Origin of the sequence: Arthrobacter sp. zg-Y895 (assembly GCF_020731025.1) — a bacterium.
Taxonomy (GTDB): domain Bacteria; phylum Actinomycetota; class Actinomycetes; order Actinomycetales; family Micrococcaceae; genus Arthrobacter_B.
The window spans coordinates 943,539-958,543 of record NZ_JAJFZY010000003.1; the positions used below are offsets into that span (position 1 = coordinate 943,539).

Here is a 15,005-nt window from a genome sequence, read left to right on the forward strand (position 1 = left end):
TCGGATACATGCACGCCCGCGATCTGTGGCAACAGCCACGTTTATGCGCTGAGTGCGACTTTACTTTTGCCGCACCACCCGTGGCAATGGCCCTTGGGCGGCGCCGCGCCGACGGCCTGCAAACGGCGTGCAGCGCTACGCTGAACCGATGGAAAACGTAACGTGGTCCGAGCCGGCGGAGCGACGCCGTGGGCGCGAACTGGTGGTCTTTCTGCACGGCTACGGATCCGGCGAGCAGGCAATGGAGCGGCTCTTCATCGCCCTGCCGGCTTCTGCTGTCGGAGCCGCCGTGCGGGGGCCGTTGGATGTGGGGGGAGCCAGCGGGTGGTTCCTGCTGGATCCGCTCCTGAACTCGGACACCGCCGAGGTCCTGGAATCCTCGCTCTCGCTGCTGGCCTGGCTGGACCGGACCCGTACGGAATACGGGTTCACCGGAATCTCGCTGGTGGGATTCTCCCAGGGCATGGCCATGGCCGGCACGCTGCTGCGGTTGAGGCCGCAGGATTTCCGCGCCGTCGTCGGCCTTTCCGGTTTCATTGCCCGCAACGAACTCCTCGCTGCCGCGGAACCGCTGCCCGTGAGGGTGCCGTTCTTTTGGGGGCGGGACCGGGAGGACTGGGTCATTAATGCAGACGCAGTGGATTACACCGCGCAGTGGCTTGACGAGAATGTGGCGCTGACGGCACGGACCTATTCGGAAATGGGGCATTCCATAGGTACTCGTGAAATCACGGATGTAGCGGTTTTCCTCCGCCGGTACCTTGCCCCCGACACGCCGTAGGGGAGAATGACACGCCGTAGGGGAAATGGGCGGAAATGGGGACACGCCCGCGGTACCTAACACACACCCAGCTGAATGGGAATTCCCTCCGGACTGTGACGTAAGGTTGCTGATCAAGTAGTCTGGAGGAAAGCGTGGCTCACAAGGTCATGCTTCAAATCACTGTCACTCACACAGCAAGGAGAATCTCATGGGTTTCATTGCGTTCCTTATTCTTGGTCTCATCGCAGGTGCAATTGCAAAGATGATCCTCCCGGGTCGTCAGGGCGGCGGCTGGATCGCCACCCTGGTTCTGGGTGTCATCGGCGCCCTTCTGGGCGGCTGGCTCGGCGGGCTTCTGTTCAACGTTCCGCTGGAGAACTTCTGGTCCATCCAGACGTGGCTCGTTGCAATCGTCGGTGCCCTCATCGTTCTGGTGATCTACGGCTTCGTAACCCGCAAGAGCAGCAACCGCGCCTAATTAGTGCGTACGCGCCGCTGACGCGGCGTTGATTTAGAGGGCGGGGCCCCGGCGGAATATTCCGCCGGACCCCGCCCTTTGCTTTAGGTAAAACCCGCTGGTGTTGGAGTAATACCGTAGGTGTGAAGCCTGTACCGGATTTCCCCGAGGAGAGTTCTGTGAAGCGACGTAAGTTCAATCCCGCAGCCAAACTGGCCGGACGAGCCACTATGGGCGCGGACGGCAAGCCCAAGCCGCACGTTGTGAAGGCCATCGAGCGTGCCGTGGAAGTCCAGCGGCCACTGGTGCTGGCGAACATCCGCAGGATGCAGCGCAAGAACCCGTCCGCCGATGCCGCCGAGCTGATCAGCATCCTGGACCGGCACTACATCAACGCAGTGACCGGCGGCGGCGCTGCCATCGGCGCCACTGCCGTGGTTCCGGGCGTGGGAACCGTCGCGGCACTTGGCCTGTCAGCCGCAGCGACGGTCGGTTTCCTCGAGGCGACAGCCCTGTACGCGCAGTCCGTGGCTGAACTGCACGGAGTCCGGCTGGCCGATCCGGAGAAGTCACGGACCATGGTCATGGCCATCATGCTGGGCGAGGAAGGGACCTCCATGATGCAGTCCCTGTCCGGACGCGGAACCGCTCAGGCCTGGGGCAGCAGCATGGGCAGCATGCCCTCCGGCCTGATGGGCTCGGTGGGCGGCAGCATCCGCAAGCAGTTCCTCAAGCGGGTTATGGCCAAGCAGGGCACCGCCCTGCTCGGACGTGCCCTGCCGCTGGGTGTGGGTGCCATCGTCGGCGGCGTGGGCAACCGTGCCATGGGCAAGGGCGTTATCAAGGCGACCCGGGCAGCCTTCGGCGAACCGCCGACGTCGATCCCCGGACAGCTGGCAGGAGAACTGGACCAGCTGGAGAAGTCCGCTTAGGGCAGCGGTCCCTCAACGGAAAAAGGCCCGCCGGCATTTGCCGGCGGGCCTTTTTGTCCTAAGCGTGCCTTTTAGCCGAACCCGGGATCAGCCGAACACAGCCGTGGCGATGGTGAAGATCGCCAGCCCGGCCAGCGAACCAACCACTGTGCCGTTGATTCGGATGAACTGCAGGTCCTTGCCGACCTGCAGTTCGATCTTCTCCGAGGTCTCCTGCGCATCCCAGTTCTCCACCGTCTCGGTAATGACGGCGGCAATGTCGTTGCTGTACGTGCGGACCAAGTAGCCCGCAGCGTCCGCCACGTAACCGTTCACCTTGGCCGCGAGCTCCGGCTCGTTGATCAGGCGCGTACCGAAGTCCTGCAGTGCGGACTTGAAGTTCCGGGTGAGTTCACTGTCCGGGTCATCGGCGGCCGTCATCAGCGCGTTCTTGATGGTGGTCCAGGTGGAAGTCATCAACTCGCGCACGCGCGGGTCATCCAGCACCTGCTCCTTCACCGCATCGGCCTTGGCCATGGTCTTGGGGTCCTCCTGCAGGTCCCGGGCCACTCCGGTGAGGTAGTTGTCCAATGCCACGCGCAGCTGGTGGTTGGGGTTTTCCTGCACGTCGATCAGGAACCGTTCGGCCTGGATCTGCACGCGCTCGCCGACCAGGTCATCCACGAAGGCGGGAACCCACGACGGCGAACGCTCGGTTACCAGCCGGCCGATCACTTCGGGGTTGGCCAGCACCCAGTCGGACAGGCTGTCCACAATCAGGTTAACCAGCTGGTGGTGGTGGCCCTCCTCGAAGATCCGCTGGGCCATTTTTCCGGCCGGCGGCCCCCACTGCGGATTCACTACGTGGCGGCGGAACATGGATTCCAGCACGTCGCGGACGGCGTCGTCGTCGAGTACCCTCAGGGCCCCGCGGATGGCTGCGGCACCTTCGGTGGCGACGCGTTCGGCTCCCTCGGGCCGGGCCAGCCAGGTGCCTGCCTTCGCAGCGACCTGCATGGAATCGAGCTTGGCCCGGATGATGTCTTCGGCCAGGAAGTTCTGTTCCACGAACTGGCCCAGGGACGCCCCGATCTGGTCCTTCTTCTCGGGGATGATGGCCGTGTGGGGGATCTTCACCCCCATCGGATGCTTGAACAGCGCGGTGACCGCGAACCAGTCGGCAAGGGCGCCTACCATGCCGCCCTCTGCCGCAGCGCGGACGTATTCCAGCCACGGGTACCTGTCCTGCAGGGCGAAGGAAAAGAGGAAGATGACGGCCAGGAGGATCAGCAGGCCCGTGGCCAGCATTTTCATGCGCCGCAGGGCATAGGCGCGCTGCTCGTCGGTGGGCTGGGCAACCACGCTCACGCGTGTACCTCCTTCACGGAGAAGGACATCTTCGAGGTTGACGCGTGTTTCAATACCGCTCCCTAATCCAGTGCCGGTCCCGCTGCCGATCCGCTGTAAGGAACTTCTGCGCGGGACCACCCCAATCTAATCAGTGATTGCCGCAGATGCGCTACGAACCGAGGATTCGGCGCCGTGTGGTTGAGTAGTGCCATGGCATCCCCCATAGAGGATTATGCGCTGGTTTCGGACCTGCACACCGGAGCCCTCATATCGCGGGCCGGCAGTATGGACTGGCTCTGCCTGCCGCGGTTCGATTCGCCGTCGGTGTTCGGTGCGCTGCTCGGGAGCAGCGACCACGGCCGGTGGCTGCTGGCACCGGAACATCCCGCAGCGACCGTAACGCACCGGGGGTATGTTGAGTCCACGTTCGTGCTGCGCACACATTGGCAGACGCCCTCCGGAGCGGTCCGGGTCACGGACTTCATGCCGGTGAAGGACCGGCGGGCGTCCCTGATCCGGCGGATCGAAGGCATGAGCGGCAGTGTGGACATGCGGCAGGAACTGCAGATCCGCTTCGGCTACGGCACGGTCATTCCCTGGGTTTTCCGGGGACGGGACGACGACGGTGAGCACCTTTCCGCCATTGCCGGACCCGGCGCGCTGGTGCTCCGCGGCGCCAATCTGCCGGCGGCCCAGGATCACCGCCACGTGGGGCGCTTCGAAGTCCGGGCCGGGGAATGCGTTGACCTGGAACTCACGTGGTACCCCTCGCACCGGCCGGTACCGCCCCGGCAGAACGTTGACGCCGCCTTGGAGAGGACCGTCGGCTACTGGCAGGACTGGGGCCGGCAGTGCCCTCAAAACGTCCCCTATGAACACGCGGTACGCCGCTCGCTGCTGGTCCTGCGCGCCCTGACCCATGAGGACACCGGCGGCATTGTTGCCGCGCCCACCACCTCGCTGCCCGAAGAAGCCGGCGGGGACCGCAACTGGGACTACCGGTACTGCTGGCTGCGGGACGCCGCCCTGACGCTCGAAGCCATGCTGACCCACGGCTACGAGGAGGAGGCCTTGGAATGGCGCAGCTGGCTGCTGCGCGCCGTCGCCGGAGATCCCGAGGACCTGCAGATAATGTACGCCGTCGACGGCGGACGGGAACTGCCGGAGCAGATCCTCCCGCAGTTTCCCGGTTATGCGGGAGCTGCACCCGTGCGCATCGGCAACGGGGCCGTAGGGCAGTACCAGGCCGACGTGGTGGGCGAAGTGATGGTGGCCCTTGACCGGCTGCGGGACCGGGGCGTGCCGGAGGACCACTTTTCCTGGCCCCTGCAGCGGGCGCTGCTGACCTTCCTGGAAAAGCACTTGGAGGAACCGGACCGCGGCATCTGGGAGATGCGCGGGACGCCCCGGCATTTCACCCACTCACGGGTCATGATGTGGGCAGCCTTCGACCGGGCGGCCAAGGCGGCCAGGACCTATGGGCTCGACGGGCCGGTGGAGGTCTGGGAAGGGCTGCGGGACGGACTTCGCGACGAAGTGATGGAACGCGGCTGGGACCCCGCCCTGAACTCCTTCACCCAGTTCTACGGCAGCGGCACCGTGGACGCTGCCCTGCTCCAGCTGCCGCACGTGGGTTTCGTTGCCTACGACGACGAAAAAATGCTGGGCACGGTTTCCCGGCTGGAGTCGGAGCTGGTCAACGGCTCCGGACTCCTGCTGCGCTACGCCACCGATACCGGGGTGGACGGACTGGCGGCGGGGGAGAACCCCTTCCTGGCGTGCAGCTTCTGGCTGGTGGAACAGTACGCCCACTCGGGCCGGCTCCCCCAGGCCCGGCGGCTGATGGACCAGTTGGTGGGGTACGCCAACGAGCTTGGTCTGCTCAGTGAGGAATATGATGCAGAAAACAACACCATGGCCGGGAACTTTCCGCAGGCGTTTTCCCACCTGGCCCTGGTCCGCGCAGCCGATGCGATTGCCGTCGCCGTCGCTGCACAAGTGCCGGCTCCCCGGCGGGCGGCCGTCCCCACAACCGAAGGAACCCGATGAACCGACAGACGCTCTCAGCAGCTGCCATGGCGGCCCTGCTGACCACCAGCGCCGTCAACCACTTCCGCAACCCGCGCTTCTACAACGCGGTGGTTCCGCGCAGCATCAGCACCGATACCGAGGGGAAGTTCGGTGTGCTGACCCGGCGCCAGTGGACGCACGTCAGCGGAGTCATTGAGTTCGCGGCCGCCGCCGGACTGCTGCTGCCGGCTACGCGGCGGCTGGCGGCGACGGGGACGGCGGCCATGTACGTTGCCTTCATTGCGGGGCACATCTCCGCCCTGCAGCGCGCCTTCGGCCCCCGCGGCGGGGACAAAGAGAAACTGATCCACAGTGTCCGCCTCCCGCTCCAGCTGCCGTTGATCCTCTGGGCATGGAACCTGCGGAAATAGCGGATGTCTTCGAAGCTCCTCCTGCTTTCGGATACCCATCTGCCCAAGCGGGCGAAGGTGCTTCCCGAGGTCCTCTGGGCCGACATTGAAGCCGCCGACATTGTGGTGCACGCCGGAGACTGGGTGAACGAGGAGCTGCTCGACCAGCTCCAGTCCCGCTCGCGGCGGCTGATCGCCTGTTACGGCAACAACGACGGCGCCGAGCTGCGGAACCGGCTGCCGCTGGTGGCCCGGGCGGTGGTTGAAGAGGTGCGGCTCGCCGTCGTGCATGAGACAGGTCCCGCCGCTAAGCGCGGAGAGCGGATGGACGCCAAGTTTCCGGACACGGACCTGCTGGTCTTCGGCCACAGCCACATCCCGTGGGACTCCGTGACACCTGCGGGGATGCGCCTGCTGAACCCCGGGTCCCCCACGGACCGGCGGCGGCAGCCGTTCTGCACCTACCTGCGGCTGGAAATTGACGGGAAAACAGTAACGCCCGATCTCCAGCGGCTTCCACCGCGGGGGATCGGGCGTTCCTAGGGACGTTCCGGGCGCGCCTTGCGGCGCGGCACCGCCATGCCCGGTCAGGCCGGGACGGTGTCCTTGCGCAGGGCCGCCGGTTCGGCCACCTTGGGCCGGCCGGTGCGCAGGCAGGCGATCGCTCCGCCGCCCACAAGCATCGGAACGATGAAGAGGAAGTAAAGGTTGCCGGGTTCCCAGCCGCCGTCGATCAGGGAACCGGCCACGATCGGGGAGATGATGGCACCCACCCGGCCCATGCCCGTGATGAACCCGACCGCCGTGGCGCGTACGTCCGAGGAGTAGTACACGGGACCGATGGAGAACATGCCGGCGATGCCGGCGTTCACCAGGAAGCCCAGCAGGGCCGCCGCCAGCAGGGCCGTGGGCAGCGCGCCGGTGGAGACTGCGTACACGCCGAAGCCGCCTGCGGCAAGGACGAAGAACGTGACCAGGACCCACTTGACGGCGAATCGGGCGGCGATGAGTCCGAAGACGATGGAACCGATGATCGCGCCGAGGCTGAAGAGCACGCCGGCGTCGATGCCGTCCTGCGCCGTGAAGCCGCTGGAAGCGACCAGCTTGGGCGTCCAGGAGTTCGCGAAGTAGAAGCTGGCCATCAGCATCATGAATGCGATGGACAGGAAGACGGTGGTCGCCGCGTATTTGCCGGAGAACAGGGACTTCCAGCGTGAGCCGATAGTCAGCGCCGTGCCCTTGGGAATGACGGGCAGTTCGGTGATCGCCGGCTGGTCCAGGCGGGCCAGGATGCGGTTGGTCTTGTCCAGCGCGCCGGCCGGGCGCCGGGTCATGAGGTAGTCCAGGGATTCGGGCAGCAGCTTGAGGATGAACGGAATCATGGCCAGCGTGATGATGCCGCCGAAAATGAACGCCGCGTGCCAGCTGTAGGCCGCGATGAGGATGCCCGCAATGATGCCGCCCAGCATGCCGCCGATAGGCTGCCCGGCGCTGTAGAAGCTGATCGCGGTGGAACGCCGTTTGGCCGAGGAGTACTCGGAGACGAAGACGTTGAGGCTCGCCTGCATGGTGCCGATGGCCAGTCCGGTGATGAAGCGCAGCACAAAGAGGACTTCATAGGTCGGAGCGAACGCGGAGGCGAACATCCCCGCCGAAATCACCAGCGCACAGATCAGGATGGTCTTCTGCCGGCCGATGATGTCGGCCACCTGGGCCACCAGGATGGATCCCACGGCCATGCCGAAGAGGGCCGAGGAGAGCAGCATGCCCAGCTCGGCACCGCTGAGGTCCCAGTGCTCGCTGATCGAATTGGCGCTGAAAGCCATGACCAGGACGTCAAAGCCGTCGATCATGTTCAGGGCGACGCAGATGGCGACAATGCCGACCTGCATGCGCTTCATAGGAGCCGCTTCGATGCGTTCCTTGATTTCCATGGGCCTTACCTAACTTGCTCTTGGGGCGGGGGGACCGGCCACGCTGTACGCATGCCGAACGTGTGTTCGTTTAAAGAACCTCAATGAGTGTAGGGCCACAGGGGTGTGTGGTGCGAATTACATCTGTGCACCGTTCCCGGAGGGCTGCCCGGGCGGTTAACCGCAAAAAGCCAGGACCCGCGGCCTTGCGGCGGGTCCTGGCTTTTTGCGGCAGATCCGGTGTCGGTTAGTTCTGGATGCCGGGCTGGAAAACGACCTTGATGCAGCCGTCTTCCTTCTTCTGGAACTTCTCGTACAGCTCCGGTGCGTCCTCAAGGCTGGCCTGGTGGGTCACCAGGTTGGTCACGCCCAGCGGATCGGCGGAATCCTCGACCAGCGGAATCAGGTCATCAACCCAGCGCTTGACGTTGCACTGGCCCATCCGCAGGTTCAGCTGCTTGTCGAACATGTTCATCAGCGGCATCGGGCTGGCCGTGCCGCCGTACACGCCGCTGAGTGAGACAGTTCCGCCGCGTCGCACCGCGTCGAGTGCGCCGTGCAGGGCGGAGAGCCGGTCCGTTCCGGCGGTTTCCATGGCCTTCTGGGCCAGCTTGTCCGGCAGCAGGCCAACCGCAGTCTGGGCGGCCTTGCCGACCGGAGAGCCGTGGGCTTCCATGCCGACGGCGTCCACCACCGAGTCGGGGCCGCGGCCGTCGGTCATTTCGCGCAGTTCGTCGGCAATGTCCTTATGCAGGTCCAGGACCTCGACGCCGTACTGGCCGGCGAGCTTGCGGCGCTCCTCCACGGGGTCGACGCCGATAACGCGGTAGCCGAGGTGGGTGCCGATGCGGGCAGCGAACTGGCCCACCGGTCCCAGGCCGTAGACGGCGAGCGTGCCGCCGTCGGGCACGTTGGCGTACTGAACGCCCTGCCAGGCGGTGGGCAGGATGTCGGAGAGGAACAGGTAGCGGTGGTCCGGCAGTTCCGAGCCGACCTTGATGGGGCCGTAGTCGGCATGCGGCACGCGCAGGTATTCAGCCTGGCCGCCCGGGACGGAACCGTAGAGCTCCGAGAAGCCGAACAGCTGGGCGCCCATTCCCTTTTCACGCACCTGGGTCACCTCGCACTGGGTCTGCAGGCCCTGGCGGCACATGAAGCAGCTGCCGCAGGCAATCTGGAAGGGAATGACCACGCGGTCACCCTTCTTGAGGTTGGTGACGGCCGAGCCGACCTCTTCCACGATGCCCATGGACTCGTGGCCGAGGATGTCACCCGGCTTCATGTACGGCATCAGGACGGCGTACAGGTGGAGGTCCGAACCGCAGACGGCGGTGGAAGTGACGCGGATGATGGCGTCGGTCGGTTCCTGGATCACCGGATCCGGGACCACCTCTACGCTGACGGACTCTTTTCCCTGCCATGTAACTGCTTTCACGTGCGAACCTCCTGCTAGTTGCATTCTGAGTGCGTTGAAAGAACTGACTCCCATTGTGTCAATTCATAAGCGTACTGACAAAACAGGTGTTTGTTCGGGCAGAATGCGTCTCCAGCGGGGCGGGAGGGGTTCGCGGCGGGGAGGTTAGGAGCGGCGGCCCGGCAGGACACGCCACCGAGGAGCGGTTCCGGCGGGTATCGCGGCGTCCCCGGGTCCGGGCTCATACGGCCCGGCAAGCACCCGGGTATTCCGGCGCAGGATCATCGCCAGTGCAGTGTCGTTATCCAGTGCTTCCCGGCTCCCCGGGGGAAGGCTGCCGGCGGCCGGATGGCCGGGCAGGGCATCCGGTGGAAGCTGGATGTGGACGCGCAGCTGCAGGTTGGCAGGCGCTGAGCGTTCGACGTCGTCCGCGACCCCGGCGAGCACCTCCAGGGCGGCGGCTTCAATCCGGACGGTGCGCGTGAGGTTCACGCAGATGTCGGCGCCCAGCTTGGCGGTGTGCTGGAGGATGTTCAGCAGGGTCTCGCAGCTGGCGCCCGTGAGTGCTCCGCGGACTTCAATCGAGGCGGCTGAATTCCGCGTATCTATCTGGACCAGGACACGCAGCGGCTTTTCCATGTCTTCTCCACGCCGACAGGTATCCCCGGCCGCTGCTTAACCGGGTCTGCAACCGTATCAACGCAGATGTCCTGCTGTCTGCCGTTCTTTCCCTTTTAGCGGATTTCGGTTGCAAACGCTCAGAACGTAGCTGCGGATTCCTTGTGGTGTCCGACGACGGCGGCGGTCGCCTCCGCAATGGCCTCCTCTTCGTCGGTGGGCACCACGAGGACGGCAATGGCAGAGTCGGGCGTACTGATGCGCCGGGCCTGCTTGCCGGGTGCCAGATTGGCTTCGGAGTCGAGCCGGATGCCGAGGGGACCCAGCTGGTCCACCACCAGCTGGCGGAAACTCCAGCCGTTTTCGCCGATCCCCGCAGTGAAAACCACCGCCTGCGCGCCGCCCACGGCCACGTGGTAGGCGCCGATGTACTTGGCCAGCCGGTAGGCGGCCACGGTCAGGGCCAGTCGAGCCTGCTCATTGCCGTTGTCGGCCGCTTCCTCGATGCCGCGCATGTCCGACTCGCCGGCTAGGGCCCGCAGCCCCGACTCCCGGTTGAGCAGGTTGTCCAGGGCATCGGCGTCGTACCCCTGCCGGGCCAGGAAAATGAGGATCGACGGGTCAACATCTCCGCTGCGGGTGCCCATTACCAGGCCCTCCAGGGGGGTGAATCCCATGGATGTGTCGATGCTCCTGCCGTCCTTGATGGCCGCCACCGAGGCACCGTTGCCCAAATGGGCGATCACGCCGTTGAACTCTGACGGCTCAATGCCCAGGAAGCGTGCAGCGGCCGGTGCGACGTAGGCGTAGCTGGTGCCGTGGAAGCCGTAGCGGCGGATGCCGTGACGCCGGTACAGGCTGTCGGGCAGTGCATAGCGCCAGGCGTGTTCGGGCAGGGTGCGGTGGAAAGCGGTGTCGAAGACGGCCACCTGCGGGATCTTCGGCCACTTGTCATGGACGGCGCGGATGCCCATGGCGCTCGCGGGGTTGTGCAGCGGGGCCAGCGGGCTGAGCCGTTCAATCGAGCGGACAATTTCGTTGTTGACCAGTACGGGTTCGCTGAAGCGTTCCCCGCCGTGCACCACCCGGTGCCCCACGGCGTCGATAGTGCGTCCGTCCAGCTCGTCGCGGAGCCTGCTGCTGAGTTCTTCCAGCGCGGACGCGTGGTCCGGAACCACGTCGCCGATCCGGTCGATGATTCCCTTGGCCAGCAGCTCCTGGGTATCGGTCTCCCGGACCTGGTACTTCAGCGAAGAGGATCCGGAATTGATGACAAGAACCAGCATTTAGTCCTCCTGTGCCTGCACCGCGGTGATGGCCACGGTGTTCACGATGTCCTCAACGGTGCAGCCCCGGCTGAGGTCGTTGACTGGTTTGCGCAGGCCCTGCAGGATCGGGCCCACGGCCACGGCTCCGGCGGACTGCTGCACGGCCTTGTAGGTGTTATTTCCGGTATTCAGGTCAGGGAAGATGAACACCGTGGCCTGTCCCGCCACCGAGGAACCGGGTGCCTTGGAAGCGGCTACGGAGGCATCGACGGCGGCGTCGTACTGGATGGGTCCTTCCACCGGGAGATCCGGGCGGGCGCGGCGCACCAGCTCGGTGGCCTGCCGGACGCGTTCCACCGAGCCGCCCGTTCCAGAGGAGCCGGTGGAGTAGGAGAGCATGGCGACCCGCGGCGTGACTCCGAACTGCTCGGCGGTGGCGGCGGAGGCGAGGGCGATGTCCGCCAACTGCTCGGCGTCCGGGTCCGGATTCACTGCACAGTCCCCGTAGACAAGGACGCGGTCTTCCAGCAGCATCAGGAACACCGAGGAGACGATCTTGACGCCCTCGCGGGTCCGGATGAACTCCAGGGCAGGCCGGATGGTGTTGGCGGTGGTGTGGGCCGCGCCGGAGACCATGCCGTCCATCCTGCCCAGCTGCACCATCATGGTGCCGAAATATGCCCCGTGGAGCATACGTTCGCTGGCGTCTTCCAGGGATACGCCCTTGTGTTTACGGAGAGTGGCGTATTCGCGGGCAAATTCCTCCCGCAGGGCACTGGTTGCCGGGTTGATGAGGTTGATGTTGGACAGGTCAATGCCCTCGCTTGCTGCCAGTTCACGGATCTGGCCCTCCGGGCCCAGCACCGTCAGGGCACACACGTCCCGCCGGCTGAGGATCTCTGCGGCCTGCAGCACCCGCAGGTCCAACCCTTCCGGCAGCACGATCCGCTGCCGGCTGGTACGGGCCCGCACGATCAGCTCATTGAGGAACCGCAGCGGTGTGGTGGTGGCAGGGCGGGGCAGTGCCAGGCGTTCCAGCATTTCGGCCTCATCCACATGCCGGGACCAGGTGCCCAGGGCTGCGGCGACCTTCCGCCGGTTGCCGCTGGAAATCTCGCCCCGGACCCTGCTGACCCTGCGCGCGGTGATATAGGTGTCCGTTTCGACTTCGAAGACTGGGAAGGGTGCCGAAGCCAGCAGTCCCAGGATGGCCGGTTCCACCTCGATGCCGCCGGTGAGGATCATGCCGCTGGCCACGGGAAAGTCCGAGGAGAAGGAGGACGCCAGGGTGGCGACCATAACGTCGGCGCGGTCGGCCGGGACAATCACCAGGGTCCCGTCCGAAAGCTGCGGGATGAAGTTCCCAACGGTCATGGCGGCAACCTTGACTGCGGAAACGTCGCGTTCAAGGTTGGCGCTGCCTGCCACTTGGCGGGCCCGCAGCGCCGTCTGCACTTCGGCGATCGACGGCTGGGAGATTTCACTCTGTTCGGGAATGACGTAGACCGGCCGGCCGCTCTGTCCGGGCCGGATGGCGCTGGTGATGGCCTCGACGTCGGACGGTGCTGCCCGGTTGACCATCACGGCCAGCAGGTCGCACTTCGCGTCGGCCAATTGGCGGCGGGCCACGTCGACGGCGTCGGCCGTCTCCGCCGCAGTGGTGTCCTGGGCGTTGACGACGGCGAGCACGACAGTGCCCAGGTCATTGGCCAGCCGGGCGTTGAGATCGAACTCCAGGGCGACGTCGTGCCCGGAGAGATCGGTGCCTTCGACAATGACGACGTCGCAGTTTGCGGCAATTTCGCTGTAAACGGCCAGGCAGCGGGCATCAACTTCGCCACGCTCCCCGGCAACCAGCAATGCACGCAGCTGGGTCCGGGTCAGGCCGCCGCGGCAGGTGGCCGGGCCCAGGTTGAAGCGGCGCTGCATCAGCTCCACCATGGGATCCTGTGCCGGATTGTCGCCCTCGACGATCGGCCGGAAAAAGCCCACCCGGTCTGCGTGCCGGCCGAGCATGTCCGCCAGCCCCAGGCTGATCAGGGATTTGCCGGATCCGGGCGTCATGGCGCTTACATAGATTCCGCGGGCCATAGCTGCTTGTCCGTTCGTTGCCGGGATGAAACCTGAGTTAGCCGCCCCTGACAAGCGAGTGGCGTACGTCATATCCATCCTCCCAAAAGGCCGCGGCACTTGCCAGCCAGCGCCCCGGTGCCGGTTCCGCAGGAGGTGCTTCTTGGACTCCGGCGTCTCAGAATGTGAGACTAAAATAAAAGCCGCATGGCGCCCAGCCTAAGATTGATCGGTTAGATTTCCCTCAGATAAGGCGAGGATCCACGTGAGTCTCTTCCGTACCAAACCCATCGAGAGTTCCCTTGCGGACGCCGACGAGCCCGGCCGTCGGCTAAAGCGCTCACTCACCACCTGGGACCTCATGATTATGGGCGTCGCGGTTGCCGTCGGCGCCGGTATCTTCTCGGTAGGCGCCCGGGCCGCGGGGCAGTTCTCCGGCCCGGCCGTAACCCTTTCGTTCGTCCTGGCGGCGATCACCTGCGCGCTCGCCATCATGTGTTACGCCGAGTTCGCCACGGCCATTCCGGTGGCAGGCTCCGCCTACGTGTTCACCTACGCCACGATGGGCGAGCTGGCTGCCTGGATCATCGGCTGGAACCTCATCCTGGAGCTGTTCACCGCAGCGGCAGTTATTGCGAAGTACTGGGGCATCTACCTCAGCGAGGTCTTTGCACTTATTGGCTGGGACATACCGGCAACGCTGGAACTGGGTGTGATTTCGCTGACCTGGGGGCCGTTCCTGATCGTCGCAGTCTTTACCTTCCTCCTGGTCATGGGTACCAAGCTTTCCGCCCAGGTGAGCAACGTTTTCACCATCATCAAGGTGGGCGTGGTGCTCTTCGTGATTGTCGCCGGTTTCTTCTACGTCAAGGCGGAGAACTACACGCCGTTTATTCCGGACCCGGTCTCCACCGCCACTGATGGAAGCTCGGGGGTCCTGAAGCAGTCCCTGTTCTCCTTCCTGACCGGTGCCGCCCCTGCGCAGTACGGATTGTTCGGTGTCTTTGCCGGCGCCGCCATCGTTTTCTTCGCGTTCATCGGATTCGACGTGGTGGCAACCTCTGCCGAAGAGGTCAAGGACCCGGGCAAGACCCTTCCGCGGGGCATCTTCGCCGGCCTGGCCGTGGTCACGCTGCTTTACATCGGCGTCTCCCTGGCGCTGACCGGCATGGTCCCCTACACCGACCTGGCCGCAGCCGAAGACCCCAACCTCGCAACGGCCTTTGCCCTTGTGGGAAACACCGGTGCGGCATCGGTCATCGCCGTCGGATCCCTGATTGGCCTGACCACGGTGATCATGGTGCTGCTGATGGGCCTGGCCCGCGTGGTGCTGGCGATGTCCCGGGACGGCCTGCTGCCCCGCTCGCTCTCCCGGACCAGCGACAAGCACTCCACGCCGGCCCGGCTGCAGATTATCCTCGGTGTCCTGGTGGCCGTGGTGGCAGGGTTCACGCGGGTGGACGTTCTCGAGGAAATGATCAACATCGGCACGCTCTCCGCGTTCGTGGTGGTTAGCCTGGGCATCCTGGTGCTGCGGAAGAAGCGTCCGGACCTGCGCCCGGCCTTCCGGGTGCCCTTCGGTCCGGTGATCCCGGTCCTTTCCGCGGTGCTGTGCCTGTACCTGATGACCAACCTGGCTGTTGAGACCTGGATCTACTTCGCGGGCTGGCTGGTCGTTGGCTTCCTGCTGTACTTCGCCTACGGGCAGCGGCATTCGCGTCTCAACGAGAAATTCCATGACGTGGCCGCCGCCGGTGAAAGCCGGGACGCGGCAGTCTGAGCCCGGCGGGCCGAACGGTCCGCCAGCAAACCCCTAAACCC

13 protein-coding genes are annotated in these 15,005 nt (G+C 65.3%); 7 read left to right on the forward strand and 6 right to left on the reverse strand.

Annotated elements, in window-relative coordinates:
* Nucleotides 1-148: 148 nt before the first annotated feature.
* The 3 genes from LJ760_RS06235 to LJ760_RS06245 all read left to right on the forward strand — a co-directional run bounded on the left by LJ760_RS06235 (nucleotide 149) and on the right by LJ760_RS06245 (nucleotide 2,152).
* Nucleotides 149-781, forward strand: a complete 633-nt coding sequence (locus LJ760_RS06235; protein ID WP_227920678.1) for an alpha/beta hydrolase — start codon at nucleotides 149-151, stop codon at nucleotides 779-781.
* A 190-nt stretch (nucleotides 782-971) separates the two neighbouring features.
* Nucleotides 972-1,241, forward strand: a complete 270-nt coding sequence (locus LJ760_RS06240; RefSeq protein WP_227920681.1) for a GlsB/YeaQ/YmgE family stress response membrane protein — start codon at nucleotides 972-974, stop codon at nucleotides 1,239-1,241.
* Between the two features lie 158 nt (nucleotides 1,242-1,399).
* Nucleotides 1,400-2,152: a hypothetical protein gene (locus LJ760_RS06245; protein WP_442860639.1), complete on the forward strand. Its 753-nt coding sequence runs from the start codon at nucleotides 1,400-1,402 to the stop codon at nucleotides 2,150-2,152.
* 87 nt (nucleotides 2,153-2,239) lie between these two features.
* Here the strand turns inward: LJ760_RS06245 and LJ760_RS06250 are convergent, their stop codons facing one another.
* Complete coding sequence (locus tag LJ760_RS06250) at nucleotides 2,240-3,445, reverse strand: DUF445 domain-containing protein (protein WP_227920971.1); 1,206 nt, start codon at nucleotides 3,443-3,445, stop codon at nucleotides 2,240-2,242.
* 228 nt (nucleotides 3,446-3,673) lie between these two features.
* Here LJ760_RS06250 and LJ760_RS06255 point away from each other — a divergent pair, with 228 nt between their 5' ends.
* Genes LJ760_RS06255 through LJ760_RS06265 form a run of 3 tightly spaced genes read left to right on the forward strand, consistent with a single transcriptional unit; the run spans nucleotide 3,674 to nucleotide 6,444 of the window.
* Nucleotides 3,674-5,530: a glycoside hydrolase family 15 protein gene (locus LJ760_RS06255; RefSeq protein ID WP_331460710.1), complete on the forward strand. Its 1,857-nt coding sequence runs from the start codon at nucleotides 3,674-3,676 to the stop codon at nucleotides 5,528-5,530.
* Nucleotides 5,527-5,922, forward strand: a complete 396-nt coding sequence (locus tag LJ760_RS06260) for a DoxX family protein (protein ID WP_227920692.1) — start codon at nucleotides 5,527-5,529, stop codon at nucleotides 5,920-5,922. Before LJ760_RS06255 ends, LJ760_RS06260 begins: the two co-directional genes overlap by 4 nt.
* A gap of 3 nt (nucleotides 5,923-5,925) precedes the next feature.
* Nucleotides 5,926-6,444, forward strand: coding sequence for a metallophosphoesterase family protein (locus LJ760_RS06265; RefSeq protein ID WP_227920702.1), 519 nt, complete (start codon nucleotides 5,926-5,928; stop codon nucleotides 6,442-6,444).
* 44 nt (nucleotides 6,445-6,488) lie between these two features.
* On the opposite strand, the gene LJ760_RS06270 is transcribed toward LJ760_RS06265, so the two are convergent.
* From LJ760_RS06270 to pta, 5 genes are all read right to left on the reverse strand, one after another.
* Nucleotides 6,489-7,835 (reverse strand): MFS transporter, encoded by a 1,347-nt coding sequence (locus tag LJ760_RS06270; RefSeq protein ID WP_227920704.1) that lies wholly within the window; start codon nucleotides 7,833-7,835, stop codon nucleotides 6,489-6,491.
* 226 nt (nucleotides 7,836-8,061) lie between these two features.
* The gene (locus tag LJ760_RS06275; protein WP_227920707.1) at nucleotides 8,062-9,249 is read right to left on the reverse strand and encodes a zinc-dependent alcohol dehydrogenase; all 1,188 of its coding nucleotides are present in this window, start codon (nucleotides 9,247-9,249) and stop codon (nucleotides 8,062-8,064) included.
* A 144-nt stretch (nucleotides 9,250-9,393) separates the two neighbouring features.
* Nucleotides 9,394-9,867: a hypothetical protein gene (locus LJ760_RS06280; protein WP_227920709.1), complete on the reverse strand. Its 474-nt coding sequence runs from the start codon at nucleotides 9,865-9,867 to the stop codon at nucleotides 9,394-9,396.
* A 119-nt stretch (nucleotides 9,868-9,986) separates the two neighbouring features.
* The gene (locus tag LJ760_RS06285) at nucleotides 9,987-11,132 is read right to left on the reverse strand and encodes an acetate/propionate family kinase (protein ID WP_227920711.1); all 1,146 of its coding nucleotides are present in this window, start codon (nucleotides 11,130-11,132) and stop codon (nucleotides 9,987-9,989) included.
* On the reverse strand, nucleotides 11,133-13,205 hold the full coding sequence (pta, locus tag LJ760_RS06290) for a phosphate acetyltransferase (RefSeq protein ID WP_227920713.1): 2,073 nt from the start codon (nucleotides 13,203-13,205) through the stop codon (nucleotides 11,133-11,135).
* A gap of 244 nt (nucleotides 13,206-13,449) precedes the next feature.
* Here pta and LJ760_RS06295 point away from each other — a divergent pair, with 244 nt between their 5' ends.
* Nucleotides 13,450-14,964, forward strand: coding sequence for an APC family permease (locus LJ760_RS06295; RefSeq protein WP_227920715.1), 1,515 nt, complete (start codon nucleotides 13,450-13,452; stop codon nucleotides 14,962-14,964).
* Nucleotides 14,965-15,005: the final 41 nt, after the last annotated feature.

What these genes read in the sequence shown, in the direction of transcription:
- LJ760_RS06260 (WP_227920692.1), top strand. Translation starts at nt 5,527, where the DNA reads ATGAACCGACAGACGCTCTCAGCAGCTGCCATGGCGGCCCTGCTGACC.
- LJ760_RS06235 (WP_227920678.1), top strand. Translation starts at nt 149, where the DNA reads ATGGAAAACGTAACGTGGTCCGAGCCGGCGGAGCGACGCCGTGGGCGC.
- LJ760_RS06240 (WP_227920681.1), top strand. Translation starts at nt 972, where the DNA reads ATGGGTTTCATTGCGTTCCTTATTCTTGGTCTCATCGCAGGTGCAATT.
- LJ760_RS06265 (WP_227920702.1), top strand. Translation starts at nt 5,926, where the DNA reads ATGTCTTCGAAGCTCCTCCTGCTTTCGGATACCCATCTGCCCAAGCGG.
- LJ760_RS06270 (WP_227920704.1), bottom strand. Translation starts at nt 7,835, where the DNA reads ATGGAAATCAAGGAACGCATCGAAGCGGCTCCTATGAAGCGCATGCAG.
- pta (WP_227920713.1), bottom strand. Translation starts at nt 13,205, where the DNA reads ATGGCCCGCGGAATCTATGTAAGCGCCATGACGCCCGGATCCGGCAAA.
- LJ760_RS06250 (WP_227920971.1), bottom strand. Translation starts at nt 3,445, where the DNA reads ATGAAAATGCTGGCCACGGGCCTGCTGATCCTCCTGGCCGTCATCTTC.
- LJ760_RS06285 (WP_227920711.1), bottom strand. Translation starts at nt 11,132, where the DNA reads ATGCTGGTTCTTGTCATCAATTCCGGATCCTCTTCGCTGAAGTACCAG.
- LJ760_RS06280 (WP_227920709.1), bottom strand. Translation starts at nt 9,867, where the DNA reads ATGGAAAAGCCGCTGCGTGTCCTGGTCCAGATAGATACGCGGAATTCA.